The sequence below is a fragment of the Stenotrophomonas sp. SbOxS2 genome, assembly GCF_013416715.1.
GTDB classification, from domain to species: domain Bacteria; phylum Pseudomonadota; class Gammaproteobacteria; order Xanthomonadales; family Xanthomonadaceae; genus Stenotrophomonas; species Stenotrophomonas lactitubi.
On the sequence record NZ_JAAVXD010000007.1, the window covers coordinates 645,401 to 665,572 of the forward strand.

At 66.3% G+C, this 20,172-nt stretch carries 10 protein-coding genes and 1 pseudogene; 8 read left to right on the top strand and 3 right to left on the bottom strand.

The features are described 5' to 3' along the window. Positions 1-7 precede the first annotated feature (7 nt). On the bottom strand, positions 8-466 hold the full coding sequence (locus HFK18_RS17600) for a general secretion pathway protein (protein ID WP_180167241.1): 459 nt from the start codon (positions 464-466) through the stop codon (positions 8-10). A gap of 116 nt (positions 467-582) precedes the next feature. Here HFK18_RS17600 and gspH point away from each other — a divergent pair, with 116 nt between their 5' ends. The 8 genes and pseudogenes from gspH (at position 583) to HFK18_RS17640 (ending at position 7,136) form a co-directional block, all read left to right on the top strand. Next, a complete protein-coding gene (gene gspH / locus HFK18_RS17605) occupies positions 583-1,029 on the top strand; it encodes a type II secretion system minor pseudopilin GspH (protein ID WP_180167242.1) in 447 nt (148 codons plus the stop codon). Further along, positions 1,026-1,388: a type II secretion system minor pseudopilin GspI gene (gene gspI / locus HFK18_RS17610; RefSeq protein WP_180167243.1), complete on the top strand. Its 363-nt coding sequence runs from the start codon at positions 1,026-1,028 to the stop codon at positions 1,386-1,388. Before gspH ends, gspI begins: the two co-directional genes overlap by 4 nt. Further along, positions 1,385-1,999: a prepilin-type N-terminal cleavage/methylation domain-containing protein gene (locus tag HFK18_RS17615; protein WP_180167244.1), complete on the top strand. Its 615-nt coding sequence runs from the start codon at positions 1,385-1,387 to the stop codon at positions 1,997-1,999. Before gspI ends, HFK18_RS17615 begins: the two co-directional genes overlap by 4 nt. A gap of 390 nt (positions 2,000-2,389) precedes the next feature. Next, positions 2,390-2,647: pseudogene (locus tag HFK18_RS17620) on the top strand (GNAT family N-acetyltransferase); the annotation flags it as partial. Between the two features lie 215 nt (positions 2,648-2,862). Further along, positions 2,863-4,110: an HlyD family efflux transporter periplasmic adaptor subunit gene (locus HFK18_RS17625; RefSeq protein ID WP_180167245.1), complete on the top strand. Its 1,248-nt coding sequence runs from the start codon at positions 2,863-2,865 to the stop codon at positions 4,108-4,110. Positions 4,111-4,192: 82 nt separating this feature from the next. Beyond that, positions 4,193-4,369, top strand: coding sequence for a hypothetical protein (locus tag HFK18_RS17630; RefSeq protein ID WP_180167246.1), 177 nt, complete (start codon positions 4,193-4,195; stop codon positions 4,367-4,369). Between the two features lie 51 nt (positions 4,370-4,420). Next, positions 4,421-4,609 carry a Blp family class II bacteriocin gene (locus HFK18_RS17635; protein ID WP_053505629.1) on the top strand — a complete coding sequence of 63 codons (189 nt, stop codon included), beginning with the start codon at positions 4,421-4,423 and terminating at the stop codon, positions 4,607-4,609. A gap of 400 nt (positions 4,610-5,009) precedes the next feature. Beyond that, entirely contained in the window at positions 5,010-7,136 is a 2,127-nt protein-coding gene (locus tag HFK18_RS17640; RefSeq protein ID WP_180167247.1) for a peptidase domain-containing ABC transporter, read from the top strand. Between the two features lie 71 nt (positions 7,137-7,207). Here the strand turns inward: HFK18_RS17640 and HFK18_RS17645 are convergent, their stop codons facing one another. Then, positions 7,208-7,372 carry a hypothetical protein gene (locus HFK18_RS17645; RefSeq protein WP_257216291.1) on the bottom strand — a complete coding sequence of 55 codons (165 nt, stop codon included), beginning with the start codon at positions 7,370-7,372 and terminating at the stop codon, positions 7,208-7,210. 242 nt (positions 7,373-7,614) lie between these two features. After that, positions 7,615-20,001 (bottom strand): filamentous haemagglutinin family protein, encoded by a 12,387-nt coding sequence (locus HFK18_RS17650; protein WP_180167248.1) that lies wholly within the window; start codon positions 19,999-20,001, stop codon positions 7,615-7,617. Positions 20,002-20,172: the final 171 nt, after the last annotated feature.

The window sequence follows — 20,172 nt, forward strand, 5'->3', positions numbered from 1 at the left end:
GCCGTGTTCAGTGCCGTCCCAGCGCGGCGGGAACGATGCCATCGGTGGGCAGCGGCGGCAGTTCGGGCACGGGCAGCGAGCGCGGCTGTCCTGCCTGCTGCAGTTCAACCGCGCTGGCGCTGATCGCTGCCAATACGGTGGATGGACCCAGCCGCTGGCCTGGAGCATAGGCCTGCGCAGGCGCCCCATCCACCGACAGCAGCGCCAGCGGCGCCTGTTGCCCGGCCATTACGCCCAGCACGCTCACATCGGTCTGCACCGCGCCGGGCGAGAGCAGTCGCACCAACGGTGCGCTCGCAGCGTTGTCGACGGCCGGGGCAGCAGGTACGGCGACCTGCACCGGGGCGGCGGCAACGCGAGCCGGCGCCATGAACAGGGCCATGCCCCAATATCCCGCCACGGCCAGCAGCAGCATGGCCGCCAGCAGGGTCAACATGCGATTGCGATCCCAACGCCTGCCGTCCATGTTCCGCACCTTCGCCAGGGTCCTGTGCGGCCACGCTAGCAGCTGTCGCTGACGCTTTTGTTTCATCATCCGCACCTACGCTGGCAGGTATCGGCAAGGACGGGAGGCGATGTCCGATGCAACGCAGGCCACGCGGCTTCACCCTGATTGAACTGATGGTGGTACTGGTCATCATCGGCATCTGCACGGCGGGTATCGGCCTTGGCCTTGGCAGCCTGCTCGACCCTGCGCGGCAGCTGCGCCAGGAATCGGAGCGGTTGGCGCAGCGCCTGCAGGTCGCGCGCGATGAAGCACGCATCGATGGTCGGCCGATCCGCTGGCAGGCCAGCGCAGAAGGCTATCGCTTCAGCCGCCGCGACAACGAAGGCTGGGTCGAGCTGCGGCGCGATGACCTGCTGCGCCCCCAGCAGTGGCAGACCCGCGGCATTGAAGTGCAACCAAAGGCCGCCATCGAGTTGAGCCCCGAATGGATCGGCGTGCCGTGGGAGCTGGCGTTGTCGCTGGACGGCCGTCGATTGCGTCTTCGTGATGATGGCAGTGGACAATTGCAGGTCGTGCAGTGAAGCGGAAGCAACACGGATTCACGCTGATCGAGGTGCTGATCGCGTTGGCCATCGTGGCCATCGCCTTGGCGGCGGTGATGCGCTCGGTGGCGGTGGCAACCGATGACCAGTCGCGCCTGCGTGACCGTCGGCTGGCCCTGCTGTGCGCGCAGGACCGCTGGCAGGAGCTGCGCCTGGCCGCACAGCCACCCGGCGATGCACGCCTGCTGTGCCTGCAGGGGCGCACCCGTTTCCTGGTGCAGCAGCACCTGGGCAGCGGTGCCGACGGGCAACCGCAGCTGGAGCTGAGCGTGGTGGCCGAAGATGCACCGAAGCAGTCGCTGGCGCGGATGCAGTTGCCATGGACGGCGATGCCATGAAACGCGCTGCGGGTGGCTTCACCCTGATCGAAGTGATGATCGCCATCGCCATCATGGGCGTGCTGGCGGTGATCTGCTGGCGCGCCCTGGACAGCGTTGCCAGCACCGATCAGCGCCTGCGCCAGGCCGATGCCGAGACCAGCACGGCGATGCGGGTGCTGCAGCAGTTCCAGCGCGATATCGAGATGCGGGCCGACGACGCGCTGATGAACGGCGCGGTGCGACCGGCCGATCAGCCTGCGCGGCTGCTGCCGCCGTCGTTGACCAGTGAGCGCCACCCCGATGGCGGCTTCACCTTGGAGATCACCCGCAGCGTCGGCAGTGATGGGCTGCAGTGGCAGCGCGTCCGCTGGTGGCGGCAAGGCAACACGTTGTGGCGTGCCAGCGGTGCGCCTTCCGATCATTATCCGCTGCCTGCGCCTGAGCCGACGCGCGGGCTGATGGTGGCCCGTGATGTGCAGCGCTTCGAGGTGCGCGCATGGCAGCCGGGGGTGGGTTGGGCGATGCTGCCCAGCCAGGGCGAGGTACTGCCGGCGACCGGTCTGGAGTTGCGGTTGGGGTTGCGCGATGGACGCGGGCCGTTGAGCTACCGGCGGGTGCTGGCGCTGTGAGAGGGACACAATGTTGGCCAGCCCAACCACCTGACGTTGTTAGTTTTTCCGGCCTGGACACCCGCAGAGTGTGTCCAAGGGAGTGTCCAATTTTAGCTGGCGTCGCCTTATGCAGCTAGTGGCAAGTGCCGCCTTCGTCCGATGACCGGTAGCTCCTGCTCCCAACCGTTGCACATGCCTTACACCTGCATCCTGCCCCTGATGTTCAGTGAACTCACTTTGGCCCAAAGCCCCACGGCGACACCGCCGAAAATCGAGACATCCTTGTTCAGTGACACGGACGATGCGTATCGTAAGAACCACGTCTCGGTGATCGGTGAACACGACGGATTCTATGGAAAGAATAACGTCGCCCCTCCGTAAGACCGACGGACGGCAGGCAGCGGCAACGACGAGGATCTGTGCCTGCATTTCTTCCAGGCGGTCAAGCACTTCAGCCACGAACTCATCGCACACCCGACCCAGCTGGACTACGCGCTCGATCGCATTGGCGGCGATTGCACCGCGCAACGGCGAGATGCTCGGTGCGGTTGACCGCATGCCGATGCGGACTACCACCGTGGCGAGTACGGCATCCTCATCCGTTCGGACCTGAAGGGCCGCGGCATCGGCTGGCGCTCGATGGCGATCATGATCGAGTACGCCAAGTGACTGGGCCTGGACGTGGTGGAAGGCCATCCGTTGGTTGCAGATCGCGCATAGCCAGTGCGCGTCAGAATGTTGACGTCACTGTTGAAAAAATGACTGCTGTGGGTATGTTTTTCGTTGGTTGATGACGATTTGGAATTTGCGGCGCGTGCTATTGCGCACCGCAAATCAAGTTGGCTAGTATCGATTGCACACAGGGGAAGTGTTACTGCCGAATGTCTTCAGATCTGTTTCGCAAGGAAGTGCTGCAAGCAAAGCGCGCCGGCTGGTTGGGATCGATTTCCATCGCGCAACCGATCAGGCTCTGGGTTCTTGCAATCGCAGCTTTTATCGCCGCACTAGCTGTAGTGCTGCTACTTTCTTTTGGCACCTATACCCGCCGTTCGCACGTCGGGGGGCAGCTTGTTCCAGTTAATGGCATCGCGCAGGTCATGGCTCCCGCCAATGGATTCATGTCGGAAGTCAGTATTGCCGAAGGTGAGCACGTCGAAGCGGGTGAAGTAATCGCGGTCTTGACCGTCCCGCGCGCCACCACCAACGATGGAGATACTCTGACTGCGCTTGAGTCCCGTTTCGAGCGTAGGACGACCGGTCTTGAGGCAGCGCAGGCGGCCAAGAGGATGCGGCTGGGCGCACAGCAGGAGGGATTGCGTGGCCAGCTTTCCAACGCACAGCGGGAGTTGGCGCAGATCGACGCGGAAGTGCTGACGAGGAAGGATCAGATCAGGATTGCACAGGAAACGTTGGAACGCCTCCGGCTCCTTGAAGACGATCGTTACGTCAGCATCCTCCAGATCAAGCAGCAGGAATCCGCAGCGCTCACGCAGAAGGGCGAGATGCAGGCATTGCAGCGACAGGCGATCGCCACGCGCAGAATGATCGAGCAGATCACGCAGGCTCTCAATGAACTGCCTGGAGAAAATGAGGCTGCGGAGGCGACATTCCAGCAGGACCTTGCATCGCTTGAGCAGGAACGCGTGGAGAATACCGCGCGTGGGCGGCTGGCCATTGTCGCTCCGGTTTCTGGAGTTGTAGCCACCCAGCAGATCAAGGCCGGCCAAGCCGTGCAGAGCGGCCAGCCAATCATGAGCATCCTGCCTGGGGATGGCCGCCTGGAGGCAGAACTGCTGGTTCCCAGCCGCGCGGTGGGCTTCATAGAGCCTGACGACAAGGTCCTGCTCAGATACCAGGCATATCCTTACCAGAAGTTTGGACATCATGAAGGGCGGGTTTCGCGGATCAGTCGAAGCACACTGGGTGCCACGCAGAATGGCGGCGCAACAGAGCCGATGTACCGAATCACCGTCGCTCTCGCAGCGCAAACCGTAAGCGCATACGGCAAACCCGAGACACTCAAACCCGGAATGCTGGTGGATGCGGATGTTCTGGGTGAGACGAGATCGTTTTTTGAGTGGGTCCTTGAGCCGATCTACTCAATCAAGGGAACTGTGTTCGGACAATGACTGCAGCATTGGATGAGACAGCGTGTCGCTGGCTGAGCCAGCCCATGCACACTGGACGTGTGCCAATTTCAGGAGATCGATTGTGCGTGAACTGACCATGGATGAAGTTTTCGAAGTCGAGGGTGAAGGTGCGATGGGCGCCTTTCTCAATGGTGCCGGTGCGGGTGGTTTTGCCGGTGCGCTCGTCGGCGGCCCGGCCGGGTCCGCTGCCGGTGCGCTCATCGGCGGTGGAATTGCCGTTGCGCTTTACCTGATGTAAGTACATCTTCTCTGAAACTCAAACAATCGTATTCAAATAGGGGGAATCATCATGCGTGAACTCAACAATGCCGAAGTTGCCAATGTCGATGGCGCGGGTGAAGGCGCTTCGAACGGCTTTGCCGGTGGTGTGGTCGCCGGTGCTGCAATCGGGTTCCTGGTGGGCGGCCCGGTGGGCGCGTTCGCTGGCGCCGTCAGTGGTGGCATCCACGGTGCGATCGTGGGTCACTACCTGATGTGATGGGTGTCGCGCAGGGGTGCTCGCGCGCCCCTGCGCGATCTGTTTGGAGCCATTGGCTTCGGAAAATGTTGGCACGAGGAGAGCAGATCATGAAGTTTCCGGGTATCGACGAAAAGACATTCGCCATCTGTGTGTGCTGCCTGGCCGTGGTCGCGGCATCTTCAGACCGCCGGATTTGGCCACTTCTGTGCGTTGGTGCGGTGGTGGTTGCCATCGCCAGATTCGCGGATGCAAGGCGCAAGCGGATTCAGCGAGAACACACGTCGAATTAAACTCCTGTGCGGGGATGTATTCACGCCGCCTGGGTTCGTGCGGCGTGCTCAATAAAGGCCATCGGCACTGATGATCGTGCCAAGGCCTTCTGTTTCAGATTGACTGGGATCTTGGGCTTGTCATCGGAATGAAAGCGATACTGCAGTCGGAGGCAACGGAGTGTGGGCTGGCGTCGATCGCGATGATCGCCGATTTCCACGGAAAGAGGATCGGCCTGAGCGAGATCCGCCGACGCTATCCGTTGTCGCTCAAGGGCGCCAAGTTGGGCCAGCTCATCCACATTGGCCAGCAATTGGGGTTGTCTTCGCGGCCCTTGCGGCTTGATATGGAGCATCTTTCCCAGCTCAAACTGCCTTGTATCCTGCATTGGGATCTGAACCACTACGTGGTGCTGGCAAAGGTTGGCCGCAGCAATGTCAGGATTCTTGACCCCGCCATCGGGGAGCGGGTGCTTCCGATGGAGGAAGTGTCCGAGCATTTCACAGGCGTGGCACTTGAGCTGGCCCCCACGGCGGAGTTCCAGAAGGAGGCCAGACCAGCTTCGATCTCGCTGCGGCAGCTGACGGGGGAGATCAACGGCCTGTGGCCCTCATTGGCGCTGGTCCTGCTTCTCTCGCTCGCACTCCAGGTCTTCGTAGTCCTTGCGCCGTTCTTTACCCAGTGGGTGGTTGATCAGGCACTGGTCTCGGCAGATCGGGATCTGCTTACGGTACTGGGAATAAGCTTCGGGCTTGCAATGCTGTTGCAGGTGGCCATCGGGCTGTTGCGCGGATGGTCTGTCATCTATCTCTCCTCTACGCTTGGGTTGAGATGGATGGGAAACGTTATCGGGCATCTGTTGCGCTTGCCGCTGGACTTCTTCGAGAAGCGCCACCTGGGTGATATCACCTCCAGGGTGTCCTCGGTGCAGTCCATCCAGAAGACGTTGACCACCAGTTTCGTCGAGGCGCTCATCGACGGCCTGATGGCGATCGTCACGCTCGGTGTGATGGTTCTCTACAGCTGGAAGCTGGCGCTGGTGACGCTGGCGGCAGTGGTGCTGTACACCCTCGTCCGCGTCACCGCGTACACGCCGGTTCGCGATCGTACCGAGCGCCAGCTCGTTGCCAGCGCAAAGCAACAATCGCATCTGCTCGAGTCGATCCGCGGCATGCAGAGCATCAAGGTGGCCGGCCAGGAGTCGATGCGGACGGCAACCTACGAGAACCTGATGGTCAGTACGGTCAATGAGGAAGTCAGGCTTTCGAAGCTGACGCTCGGATTTACCAGCACCAGTCAGTTGATCTTCGGCATCGAGAGAATTGCTGTTATCTGGATTGGTGCAATGCTGGCCATGAACAATGTGTTCTCGGTCGGCATGCTGGTGGCCTATCTTGCGTACAAGGATCAGTTCGCACTGCGAATGGCGGGGCTGATCGACAAGGCTGTCGAGTTCAGGATGCTTAGGCTGCATGGGGAGCGATTGGCTGATGTCGTTCTCAGTGCACCTGACCAGGATTTCGATCGAATCGAGACGGTGGTACCGATCGCGTCCTCCATTGAGGTCAAGGATCTTTCCTTCCGTTATGCCGAAGGCGAACCCTGGATCATCCGCAATTGTTCCTTCCGCGTAGAACAGGGTGAAGCGGTGGCCATCGTGGGCGCATCCGGCTGTGGCAAGTCGACCCTGATGAAACTACTGCTCGGATTGCTCAAGCCCAGTGAAGGAAGCGTAAGCATCGGCGGCGTGGATATCCAGAAGCACGGTCCACGCGGCATCCGCTCCATGATGGGAGCAGTCATGCAAGATGACCAGTTGTTTGCCGGAAGCATTGCCGACAACATCAGCGGCTTTGACAGCGGCTTCGATGAACAGCGCATTGAGGAAGCTGCTCGAATGGCCGCCGTGCATGATGACATCGCGGGTATGGCGATGGGTTACCACGGTCTTATCGGCGACATGGGCAACTCGCTCTCAGGCGGTCAGAAGCAGCGCGTGATTCTGGCCCGCGCCCTCTACCGCCGGCCACGGATTCTGTTTCTAGATGAGGCCACCAGCCATCTTGATGTCATGCGCGAGCGCTTGGTCAACGAAGCCGTGCAGCGTATGGAGCTGACCAAGGTGATCGTGGCCCATAGGCCGGAGACCATAAACAGCGCCGACCGCGTGCTCGTGATGGAGCAGGGACGGATCGTCCAGGAGGTGCGGCCCCAGCGTGCAGCTTCGCCGGCACCTTCCGCCGATGCCGAGGAATGCGTTGCAGCAACCGCCTGACGGGCGACACGGAACGAGTCTGGCCCTGTGCGGCAATACAGTACTTGTCTTGGGGAAGCGCCCGGCCCGCCCTACAGACTGGTGGCGCGCCACGCGCGCCCGATCAACCCGCCCATCAGTGGCGCAATCGGGAAGACGGCGTAGAGGGCGGCCAACGCCAAGGGCGGAACGGACACGACAAAGTTGCGTTCAGATTCGATCAGGCCAGGGTAAAAGATCCCCAGTCCGATACGCATGGCGTGGATCTACTGAACTGCGTCCACGCATGGCGTGGATCTACTGCCCCGGTCGCCGGGCGCTGTCCCGCGCCCGGCGACGCCGTGTCGGTGGTCCTCACCGCTGATGGCTGCTCCCTGCCCTCCGTGCCGTCCTGGCTGGGGCCGCCACCGTTCCCTGGCAGCTGGCCCGATCCTGTGTTCTGCGCGTGGTGGGTGCGGGCCTTGGTCCGCACCGTTCCTCATCCACGCATGGCGTGGATCTACTGGGTCGGCTGCTTGCCTGCGTCTGCCCGGGCCTGCGGGAACTGGAAGGCGCTGTTGACGTCGTAGCCTGCGGCGGCGGCCGTGTTTCCGCGTGCTGGCGGGTCGATGCTGCTGCTGGCACTGCCGAAGCCGAGAATCTGCACGCTGATCACCGACGGCTGGTTGCGCCGCGCATCGTCCTGGCTCTTGCGCATCACGTCCTGTGCGGCCTGGCTGGCGCTGTTGGCCGCAGCGCTGGCCGACGCCAGCGCGTTGACGTTCACCGAGGCCAGTACCGGCAGGCCCTTGCTGTCGCCCTGCACCTGGATGTTGGCGGCGTTGAGCACCTGCAGTGCCGCCAGGTTGATGTTGCCCGACACGCGGATACCTGCCTCGCCCGCGTCGATGGTGCCCAGCGGCGCGATCAGGTCGACATCGCCCGGCGCCACTTCGGCGATCGGGTTCAACGTTGCGATGCCTGCACCGCTGGCAGGGGCCTGCGGCGACAGGATCACGTTGCCCCAGGTGTCGTAGACGCGACGCGGCGGGGTGTACAGCAGCGTGGTCTGCGAACCGCGGCCGGCATTGATGTCGCCCTGCTCGGACCACGCCAGGATGTCGCCACCAAAGGTGGTCATCACCCGCGACAGGCCCAGCAGCACGCTGTCCTGGCTGAACAACCGGATGTCGCCCTGCCCCTGGGTGACCAGGCCCGCGCTGGCCGGAGGCACCACGCCCTGCACACCCACCACGATCTGCCCGCCCGGTGCCATCAGCTCGATGTTGCCGCCCGCTTCGGTGCGCACGCCGGAACCGCCGTACATCACGATATCGCCAGTACGGTTGATGGTTGCGCCATTGGCATCCTTGTCCGGCATCAGCGTGGCGATCGCTTCGCGCCCGCGCAGGTAGGAACCGAACCGCGGCCCTTCTGCATTGGTGTACTCACGACCACCTTCGCGCAGTTCAGCGTAGTAGACCTGGCGCAGGAAGATGCGCTGCTGCTCTTTCGGCAGCGCATCGAACGCGGCCAGTGCATCCGTACCTTCGGCAGCGGTGCCGAAGCGCTGCTGCAGCCACTGCTTCAGTTCCTTGTCGTAGATCTTCACCGCCTTGCCCGGCTGCGAGGCCAGCGACTGTGCCGGGTCGGCCAGGTTGGCCGGGTCGAGATAGCGCGCACGCAGCGCGACGAAGTCGATCTGCTGGTTGCCGGCGGTCAGGCCGACACTCGCCCCGGGGCGGGTATCGCCCTGCACGATACCGCCCAGCGTCACGATGCTGCCCACGTCCTCCTGCCGCAGCTGACGACCTGCACTGACCTCCAGATTGCCGGGACCGGCCACCACGGCATCCAGTTGCACGATGTCGCGGCCTGCCTCCACCACCGAAATATCGGTGGCCGTACTGTTCAGGGCGGTCAGCGAAACACCCAGGATGTCGCGCCCGGCGCGCATCTGCACCGCACCGGCCGCCTCGAACAGAGCAAACTGCGTGCGCTGGCTGCCGGAGCGATCCAAGGTACGCTGCGCGCCCGATTGCAGGCCGATGATGTCGCCGCCCACGGCATAGAAGCGGCTGGGCGATAGCGCACCCGGCAGATTCGACAACGGTGTATTGGGACCGAACGCGAACAGCGGCAATGCCGCCTCCGGCGTCGCCGAATGGCCATCCACCGACAGGTTGTGGTGCGGCCGCGTAAGGCTGCCGCTGCCATCGCCCACCTGGGCCATGAAGGCCGGATCGAACGGCCCCGGCACGCGTGTATCCGCGGCCGAACGTGCGATCTGGGTAGCACCCGGCTGGGCGAAGATGCCGCCGCCGGTCAGTACATCCAGGCGGCCACTGGCCGAGGGTGCCAGCAGCAGTACGTCCTGGGTGTTGTCCTGCATGCTCAGGCGGTCGAAGGTGATGTTGCCCTGCGCGGCAACCGCGCTGAACCGCGAAGGATAGAGCCAGTACTGCAGCAGATCGCGCCCGCCGGCCTGCAGCTGCACCTGCTCAGGCGCGAGGTTGCTGCCGCTGAGATTCAGGGGGCCGGACACACCCGGCGAAAGATCGCCTCCGGCACTGAACAGGTCCACGGCGGTGGATGCGGTCCACAGCGAGAACCAGGTGGTGCCTGCGGCGCGGCTGCCGTTGTCCTGGGTCACACCGCTGTAGTTGGCCACCGCTACCCGGCCGGCATCGCCAACACCGCCCAGCACCACATCCCCGCGCGCCTGCAGCGATGCCGTGGCATCGCCCAGCACCAGCACCGGACCGCCCATCGCGCGTGCACTGTCGGCGGCGAACAGGTCGGCCGCACGCTGGCGGCCGAGCGTGCCGTAGTTCTCCAGCGTCACGCCCATGCCACCGATGCGGTCGGCCTCCAGCAGCAGGCTGCCCCTCAGGTTGCTGAAGGTGCCGTTGAGGTCAAGGTCCTGCGCGGCCCTGGCCGTGTTGAGGCTGGAGAACGTGGCGGTCAATTGCGGATTCAGCACACCGCCGGTGCGCAGGCGCAGATCGCCGCCGCCGGTCAGGTGCAGCTGGCCATCGCTGACCCGGCCGGTCGAGCCGACTGCGGCAACGATCGCACCCGAGTGCGGCGCGGTCATGAACCCCAAGGCATCGCCCATCGCCTCGCGCACACCGGCGTTGCGGCCGGCATCGAGCGTGAGATTGCCGCCACCGAGCGTACCGAAGCCGGTGAAACCGACCATCCGCGGTGTGCTGCCTGCGGTGGTCGAGACGTTGGTGTAGGTACCGAAGTTGACCCACCAGCTGGTCGGCACCGGCGTCACCCCGGTGGTGCTGCCGGTACCCTGCCGCCAGAGCCAGTTGCCCACGGCGGCACTGCCATGCAGGGCCATGTCGCGGTCGCTGCTGCCCGATTCGGCGCGCGCGGTCCACACATCGCCGACGATGTCCCGCCCGGCCTCCACGCGCAGGTTGCCACCATGGTCCGGATACCACGCCTGGTAGCCCGCCAGTGCAGCGTCGTAGCTGCCGGGCACCACGTCCTTGCCGAGCAGGGCGCTGTTCCAGGGCGCCGGCGCACGCGGCGAATTGAAGGCCGCATCACGCCCGTTGCCAAGCGAGGTGGGTGTGCCGGCGGTGTAGACGCCGAATCCGGATTTCATCACCACGTCGCCGGCCGCCAGCAGTTCCAGGTCGCCCTTGCCGGTGCGCAGCACGCTCCACGCGGGTGTGCCGGGGCGCTGGCCATAGGTGGTCACCTCGGTCTGCGTGCCTCCGCCGAAGCAATAGGTGGGCGCCGAGCCGCAGAACTCGTCTTCGGTCATGCCGAAGATCGCCGCGAAGTCCTTGGCCGATGTGCCGACGTAGGATTCATCGCCCCAGAAATCCAGCGAACCCTGTGCGGCCACCTGGCGCGGTGCGGGGCCGCAGTAGCCGTCTGCCAGCGCACAGAACTCCTCTTCGGTGTAGCCGAAGATATCGGCCAGTTCGGCGATCGGTCGACCGGCATAGGAGGTATCGCCCATCCAGTCCAGCGAGGCCTGCTCGGTCAGCACGCGGTCGCCCACGAAAATGATCTCGGTCTTCACCGTGCCCACCGATCCCTGATGGGTATCGGCCAGCACCACGCTGCCGTCACTGCCCCAGCGACGCGTGCGCGGATCGGCGGCGTCGCTGTCCGCGCCGGCCACGGCGGTCAGGTCCCACGACGTCGTGCCTTCCGCCAGCATCGGCGCCAGCGCCCAGTTGCGGCCCTGGCTGCCATTGGCATCGGCAGGTCGCAGCTTCACCGGTGCATCGCCGGCCAGCTCCACCTTGGTCATGGAGGGAATGTATGCGCCTGGTTTCAGGTCTACCGCGCGTGCCAGGCGCAACGCGATCGGCAGCACGGCACCGGCGGGCCACTCCTGTGCGGCCATCTGCACGCTGCTGCGAAGCCGGAAGCCGCCGCCCAGGCGCGCGCCTGCTTCCAGCTGCAACGGCTGGTCAAGCAGGGTGCCGGCGGCGAAGGTCTGCCCATCACGGGTGGTAACCGCCGCACCGAGCACGGTGCCGGCAGGCAGTCGCAGACTGTCGGCCAGTGTCATCGCTGCGGGCAGCACGGTACCGGCGGGCAGCACGGCCGATTCCACCGGCACCGCATAGTTCAGCGTGGTGCCCGCCGGGAATTCGGTACCCGGCTGCAGCTGCACGCCATCCACCGGCACCACCAGGCCGCCACCGAACGGTGTGTTGGCGCCGCCGCTGCTGCGACCCTCGATCAGTTCCCAGCCGGCTTCATCCGGGTTGGCGGGCGGTGGCGCGAAGCCATCGTTGATGCTGCCATGGATGTTGATGTTGCCTTCGGCCCGAAGCACCAGCGAGGCCGATTCGCCAAACCCGCGCCGCGCCGCGTCGAGACGGTCGGCGTCGGGACCGTAGCGATAACCGGACAGGTCGATGTCACCGGAAACTGTCAGGTCGCCGCCGGGGTTGTCCGCACTACGGCGCGCCACCGCCTGCACACCCGGACGCAGGCGGTGGCTGCCCAGCGCTGCGGTGCGCTGTTGCAGATCGGCATTGGCCAGCGCCCCGTCCATCCACGTGCGGTTGTCCGGATCGACGATCTGGTCCAGCCACTGCTGGGTAACCACCTGCGGCCGGTTGCCGTGTACATCCACGCTGGAGGCCAGCGGAGCATCGTCATAGCGGCGCACGCCGTTGACCTGGATGTCGGCCGCACCGGTGATGCGCATACCGTTGGCAACGGCAATGGCCGCATCATCAGTACCGATCCGCGGCACGTCGATCTTCAGCGTGCCTCGCGCAGCGCCGTCGTTCTGCCCGGCCTGGCTGCCCACGGCGACGCCGCTGCCGGCACGCAGGTCGATGGCGGCGCCGGCGCCGATGCTGACCTGGCCTGCGGCGCTGCCCAGTTCGACTGTCGCCCGGTTGGGGCTGTCGATGATCTTGCCGTAGCTGTCCACGCGCAGGCCACTGCCATGCGCGTCGAGCGTGCCGTTCACCTGCAGCGCGTCGCGGGCGTACAGGCGGATGCTGCCGACCTGCTCGCCGCTGGCGTCGATGCGCCCGGCCACGGTCAGGCTGCCCTTGTCCACGCTGATGTCGACCCGTCGCGCCTTCACCTCGTCACCGATCTGCAGATCCCCCTCGCCGATCTGGAAGGTGCGCGCGCCGGTCACGCCGCTGCTGTTCAGCCGCTGGTTCAACCCTGCGAAATCCTGCAGCTGGCGTGCACGCACCACCAGTTCGCCCGCGTCGTAGGGCACCACGGTGCCACCGGCGTCGTAGCGGCCGCTGGCCGCGCCGTCCACACGCCCGGCCAGATCCGCGCGACCGGCCAGGGCATTGACCGTCAATCGCCCACCGCGGTTGTTGCGCGCCGACACATCGATGCGCGAGGCGGTATCGGTGGTCACCTCGCCACTGTCGCTGGACAGCAGCACATCACCGCCCCAGCTGTATTTGTCCACGTCGAACAGGCTGATCTTGCGACCCGCCAGATCCAGTGCCGCATGCGCACCCACGCCGATGCCCTGGCGCGCACTGGCCGACAGGCGGCCGGAGGCCAGCGCGATCGTGCTGTCCAGCAGGATGCGATCAGCGTCGATGCTGAGCTCACTGCCCAGCGCATCACCGCCAGCCCTGCCGTTGCCCCCGTGCAGGGCGAAACTGCCGCCGGTGCGCAGGGCGAGCTGCGCGCCCGGGTCTGCGGTCAGCAGGGGCGTGCTGATGGCCACGCTGCCACCGCTGTACTGCCAGCCCTTGTCGGCCAGGTACTCGCCGCGCTGCTGGTACGCATCCAGCGTTCCCTTCGCCGAGAACACCATCTGTTCCGACGCCCCGAGGTTCAACGCGCTGAAGCCAAGTACCTGACGGTTGGCCGCGACCTCGGAGCTGGGCCTGCTGTACGGCGCACGCCCCAGCGTCAGGGTGCGCGTGACGATATCCAGCTGGCCATCGCCCAGGCGATCCACCATCGGCTCTGCCGGCGGCACGGCCGCGTTGCTGCCCGTGGCCTGCGTGGCCGCCAGCGCACCATCCCACACCAGCGTATCCACCAGGATGCGCGCACGGTCGCTGGCGTTGCCATAGCCGTGGATCGCCTGCGCGCCCAGCACCAGGGTGCGCAGGCTGCCAACGCCGGTGGCGCTGTCGCGCGCATCCAGGTCGACGCTGCCGAACACATTCACCGAATCGCGCGCCACCAGGCTCAGCGTGTCCAGCGCGGGTGCGCCGGTAGCCGCGTTGCCACGCAGCAGCTGCTGCAGCACCGTCTGGTTCATGGTCATGCCGGCGGGCAGTGCACCCGCTGCCGCCGCCTGTGCGATGGCTTCGGCGCTGCCGAGGTTCAATGCAGCCATGCTGACGCCCAGCTGGCGCGTGCCGTAGCTGGCCGAATCGCGCAGTTGCAGGGTGCCATCGGTGGCGACAGCGATGCTGCCGTCGGACACCAGCCGCGCTTGTCCCTCGCACGCGTCCTGGCAGCCGCCGATATCGATCGCCACCGGACCGGCGGCAACGCCGGTGGTGCCGGTGATCAGGTTCAGGCGCTGGTTGGACACCGCCAGCAGGCCGCCCGTGACCTGGTAAGGCAGCGTGCCGACGGCGTCGCCACCGGCGCGTGCGTACGGCAAGGTGTTCACGGTCGCCCCGGCTTCGACCAGAATGCCGGCGCCACCGGCGGCTGCCGCCACCAGGATTTCCGGTGCCTGCAACGTGGCCCCGGAACGGATCGCCACGCTGCGGGCCTGGCCGGTCACCGTCACCTGCGACGCCACCTGGTTGATCTGACCACCGATCACCATGCGCGCCGGCTGGAATGCATTGAGGGCCTGGTCGGTAACGGTCACGCCTCGGTCGCGCGTTTGCGCAACGCCATCGGTAGCGATGACCTCCAGCGTGCCGATGGCCGGATTGGCCATCGAAGCCACCAGGGTGCCGCCCCGCCCCTTGTCGTTGGCCGCGGCAAACCGCGCGGTACCGGCGAAGTCGATTGCCGCCGCGCCCTGGCGTCCGGCGCCCTCACCCAGCGCCAGGGTCAGGCCCAGCGCATCGATGGTCTGCCAGCCGCGCGATTCGCCGCGGCGGTCGGCCGTTGCCTGCACGAAGGCGTTGTAGCTGGTTTCGTTGTAACCCGAATGCCGCCGCACCACCGCCGCCGGTGTCAGCAGCACGTCGGTCAGCAGCGGCGATTGCACAGCGCCCAGACCGCCACGCTGGTGGCCGGACACGCGCCAGGTGCCGGTGCCGGTCGGCAGCGGCTGGGAAACGCCGGACGCACCGGTCGCGCCAAGCTCGACACGGAACGCACCGGGCTGCAGCGCGAAGTTGGCCGGCAGCAGCGTGTAGGTGCCCGCCGGCAACCCGGGAACACCCGCCGGCACGGTGATCTGCTGACCGATACCGGGCGCGGCGAAGCCATCGGTGCTGGTGGGCGCGAACGCGCCCGTATAGCCGGGCACGATGGCATACACCGGGTTGCCCGAGGCACTGAACGCGTAGCGGGGGTTGGCATCGGCCAACGCGGTGCGCAGCACGTCCACCGAACCACCCCGACCGGAGATGAATGCTGCGCCGGTCAGGTCGCCGCCACCGGACATGTCCAGCAGCGCGCCCGGGCTCACGTTCACCTGGTTGGCTTTGAGGGTGACGCCCATCGAGGTGATGCCACCGGCGGTCAAGGAATCCACGCTGCGGCTGCCGATGCGCCAGTTGACCCCATCGGCGGTACCGCCATAGGGCAGCGCCAGGCCGGCACCGCTGGTGGAGGTGATGCTGCCGGGCAGCAGTTCCACCCGGCCGCCGGCCGTACCGCCCATGGCCAGACCACCCAGCTGCAGGGTTCCCATCGGCGCCCACACCGCACCGCCCTGCTGCACGGTAGCGGCCACCAGTCGCAGCGAGCCGAACGCCGATGCAGGGACACCCGCTGCCGTGCCGTTGCCCTGGATGCGCAGCACCGCATCCGGGTTCGCCCAGTAGTCGACGGTGTCCACGGTCTGCGCCGATGCGCCCGCCACCACCCGGCCCACCGCCCCGGACGTCGGATACAGGCGCGCCGCGGTCAGGTCGATCGAGCCCGGTGCCAGCAGCGAACTGACCGCCGCGTTGCTGGCGATGCTGGAAAGAAGGCGCACATCACTGCGGCTGTTCAACGAGAGATGGTCGAAACTGGGCAGCCAGGTGACATCGCGAAGATCGATGAGATCGCCATTGACCGCCAGCGCATGATCGCCCGCAGTCGCTGACACCGCACCCTGGGTGAACTGCAGGCTCTCGCCCGACAACTGCTTCCAGCGCGCCTGCGCCAGGCGCACATACGGTGCCGACAGCGAGATCGCGCTGGGCGCGCTTGCGCTTGCGCCTGCGGCCACGCCCAGACTGGACTGCCCCTGCCCGTAGATGCGCAGGGACTCGGCCATACGCAGGTCGACATTGCCGAGCGTGCGGAGGTCGCCGAAGACCGAGAGATTGTCGAATCCGCCGGCCTGGATCTGCTGCACCGACAGTGTGGCATGCCCATAGTCCAGCCGCGCTGGCAACGCCGTCTCGGCCGCGGTCTGCTGGCTGAGCGTGATCGCCCGTTCGCGCAGCACCTCCTCGGTTGCTCCACGTGCATGCACGCTGCCGCCAAAGGCGAGGCCCAGCGTGCCACCACGCGCCCCACTGCCACCGGCCGCCGCATCCATCGCCCCATGCAGGTACAGCGCATTGGCCGAACGCAGCACTATCTGGCCGCCGTCGCTGTCGACCCGGGTACGGCCCTGTCCATCAATATCCAGCTCGGCCGAGGCACCGCGCGCGTCAAGGCGTGCACCGCGTTCGACTACGACGAAGGCTTCCGGCGGCCGGTTGTCGACGAAGGCCGACGTCTCCCAGTCGAGCGCGCCACCGATCTCGATGCGCCCGCCCGTCCGCACCTGGCCGCGCAGGCGGCCAGCAGCATCGACCATCGAAACCGAATCGGCGCTGGCATCCAGTACCGCACGGTCACCGATCCGCCAGGTACGCTCGGTGCGCTGGCCGGCGTACAGCGCCGTGTCCGGGCGCACATCGTCGATGCTGATGCGGCCGCCGCGTGCCTGCAGCGTCCCCTCCACGTCGATGTTGCCCGCGCCCAGCAGCGAGATGGCCTGGCCCGGATCCACGGCGATACGCGCGTCGCGTCCCACGCGCAGGTCGCCGCCCACGCTATTGCGGTCCGAACGCAGGGTGATGCTGGCGCCGCTGCGCTGGCGGATGCGCCCGTTCTGCGGATCAGCCGCGTACAACGGCGCCGACCATGCCTGCAGCGCACTCGTCCGATCCTGCGCCGTGCGCGCGTCTTCGGCCAGGCGCAGACCCGGCGTCTGCACGATCAGCTCGGTGCCGTCGGCGATATCCAGGCCCTGATGGGCATTGATGTCGTACTGCGCGAAGCCACTGCCGAACAGCGCCGTGTCCAGCCGCAGTGCGCTCGCGTCCTGCAGGGCTGTGCCGACCGCAACCTTGCCGCCGGTGCCCAGGGCGAACGTGCCACCGCCCTCGCCACGGCCGCTGAAATAGCTGCTTTCGCCCAATCGCACGCGACCACTGCCATCGGTAGCCACCTCGGCAGTGTTGGCCTGCAGGTTTACGCTGCCGCCCTTGCCGATGCGGCCCTTGCCCTGCATGTCCAGCGCAGCACCGGCGTCGACATCGACAGCCACCTGGCGGCCCACCGTCACGTCATGGCTGCTCTGCAGGCGCAGGCTGCCACCCTCGGTCCACGCCGCGCCGCTGTCCAGCCCGATGCCAAGCGCCGCATTGCTCCAGCCGCCGGCCAGATCAATCCGGGTACCGTCGGCAATGGCAACGTCGGCGCGGCCGTTGCGCAGCAGCGCCGTCGGCCGGCCCAGCACATCCAGCAGATTGCCCGCCTGCAGCCGGCCACCCACGATGTGGATGTCACCGGCCAGGTTGACGGTGCTGCCGATCAGGTTGAGTGCGCCGCCAGCCTGCAGCGTCAGCGGCGCATCGACGGAGGCGCGGCCGGCAGTAGCCAGGTCGATGGCACCCCACTGCTGCGCGTTGAGCAGCCCGGCATCAAGCCACACGGTGTCGCGCCGCTCGCTGCCGATCGGCGACTGCAGCGTCAGGCCGGGGATCGCTGTACCGCCCTGCACGCGCACATCTGTATCGAACGCGCCATTGCGGCCCAGGCCGTCATAGCGCCCCAGATACAGCCCGGCGTTCCGCGCCACCGCCGTCTGCGCCTGCGCATAGCCTTCCAACGCAGCATCGGGCCGTCGCCCCTGCTGCGCGCCCTGGAAGGTGGTGGTCTCCACCTGGCCGTCCAGCACTGCGGTCGGCGCGGACACTACAAGGCGCCCGGCATCGCGGCCGACGGTGTAGCCGTTGTCAGTCCGCTGCGCAGCGAAAACGATGGGGTTGCGGAACGCCTCGGTGACACCCCAGCGCTCCTGCTTTACCTCGTAGCCCTTGTACAGACCATCGAACAGCATCTCCGCCGGCGCGCCGTCCAGCCGGTATACCTGCCCGTCGACACCGCGCAACCAACTCTGCTGTATCGCCCCGCTCTGCACGTCCAGGCTGCCGCCCGCCAGATTGATCCGCGAGCCTGCGCCGGTGACCACCTCGCTGCCGCCCAGCAGCACCGTGCCGCCCTGCGCCGCCCATTCGCTGATCGAGTGGCCCTGGTTGTCCAGATAGCCGCCCACTTCCAGCAACCCGCCGGCGGCATACCAGCGATCGCCCTCGTAGCCGCCAGTGCCGGCCGGCACGTGGATCAGCTGCCGACGGTCGATCCAGACTTCGCTGCTGGTCAGCTTGCCGCTGTCGCGGTTGTCGGGCGAATCGCGCAGTTCATTGCCCTGCACCTTGACCTGTACGTTGTTGCTTTCCATCGCCACCTTTACACCCACCGCGCCGGAGACATCCACACGCGCGGCGTTGTCCAGGTGGCTGCGGCGAGCGGCATCGGCAATCACCTGGCCGCCGGTGGCCACCGTCAGCGAGTTGGCCTGGAAATGGATGTCGCCCCCGGAAACGATCTCCACCCGCGACTGGTCGCGTCGATCGCTGTGCAGGGACAGATTGTCGAAGGTCGTCGTCCGCGACGCTGCACGAAGCGCGTCCTGTTCGGCCGACTCCTTCAGCAGTGCATCGCGCTGGGTATCCAGTGCGCTGGCCTTGCCATCGTCTTCGATCAGCACCGCCGTGGTCGAGCCCTCGGCCAGGGTGACCTTGGCCCGGGTGTCACTGGCCGAGGCCAGCAGGTGCACTGTGCCGCGCTGGCCCAGCGTTGTGCTGGCCACGGCCACACCGGCCTGCTCGACGCTGCGTCCGGCCAGGGTGATGTCGCCCTCGCGGGCCAGCAGCAGGCCGGTATTGCGGACGCTGCCGGCGCTACTGTCGGTGAGCAGGCGCGGCGCGATCTCGTTGCCGCGTGTGGTCGAAGCGGTATTGGCCGCCGTACCCACGCCGCGACGGATCACGAAGCTGTCGCCGGCCGCCATCTGGGCCTGGCCTTTGCGCGTCTCGATCTGGCCCGCGTTCTCCACACTGTGGCCTGCCAGCAGCACATAGCCGCCGCCACGCGTTGCGCTGGTGGGTTCATGCGTGGTGATGCGCGCGCCCCGTTCAACCATGACCTTGCCCACGGCATCGGTGAGGGCCGAGGTGTTCGCGTCGGCACTGTACAGGCCGTTGTCACGGAACTGCGCGTCGCTGATGCGTGCTGCAGCAGCAACCAGATTGCGGACATTGACCTGGCTGTTGTTGCCGAACACCACGCCGTTGCGATTGGCGACGAACACCGTGCCGTTGGCCTTCAGCTGGCCAAGGATCTGGCTGGGCCGCGCGTCCGGATCATTCACCCGGTTCAGCACCGCCCAGTCGGGGTTCTGCAGGAAGTTGAGGGTGGTGTTGCCACCGATGTTGAAGGATTCCCAGTTCAGGATCGCCTGGTCAGCTGTCTGCTCGATGCTGACCTGTACGCGGCCATCGCTGCCCTGCGACTGGATCGCCTCGCGCGCATTCACCCAGCCGCGCGTCAGGGGGTTCTCATCGACCTTCAGTCCATCCTTGCCCAACCCATCGGCCACCACGAAGCCGGCCTCGCGACGCGACTGCCGGGCCTGTTCCTGCATGCGTTGCTGCAGAGCGATCGCCTGCGCCGCGGTACCAAGGTTGTCGATCGACTGCTGCAGCTTCTGCCGCGCGGCGTCCTGCTGCTGCGCGGGCAACTGGAACTGGATGGGCACGCCATTGGGCATGCGACCGCTCTGTGCGGCCGCGCCCTGCGCCGCGCCGCGGTCGGCGAACCAACCCGGACTGAACGCCTGTTGCGCGTGGCTGGCGGGGGCAGCCAGGGTTCCCAACGCCACCGCGATGGCCCAGGCCATCGGGTGGTTGCGGCGCATCGGCGCAGCCGAATGAACAGCGGACGTGTGCGGGAGCGACATCGGAACCTCATCAACCTGGTGGGCCGCAGCTGCGGCAGCGATCGGGAGGCACGCGCAACGCATGCCCTGCCACTGATAGACGGTTCACGTGACATGAAGCCGACAGCAATGCACTGCACTGGCCCGCACCGCCGCCGGAAAAGGAGACGCCGGCCCAAAGGGCCGGCGTCG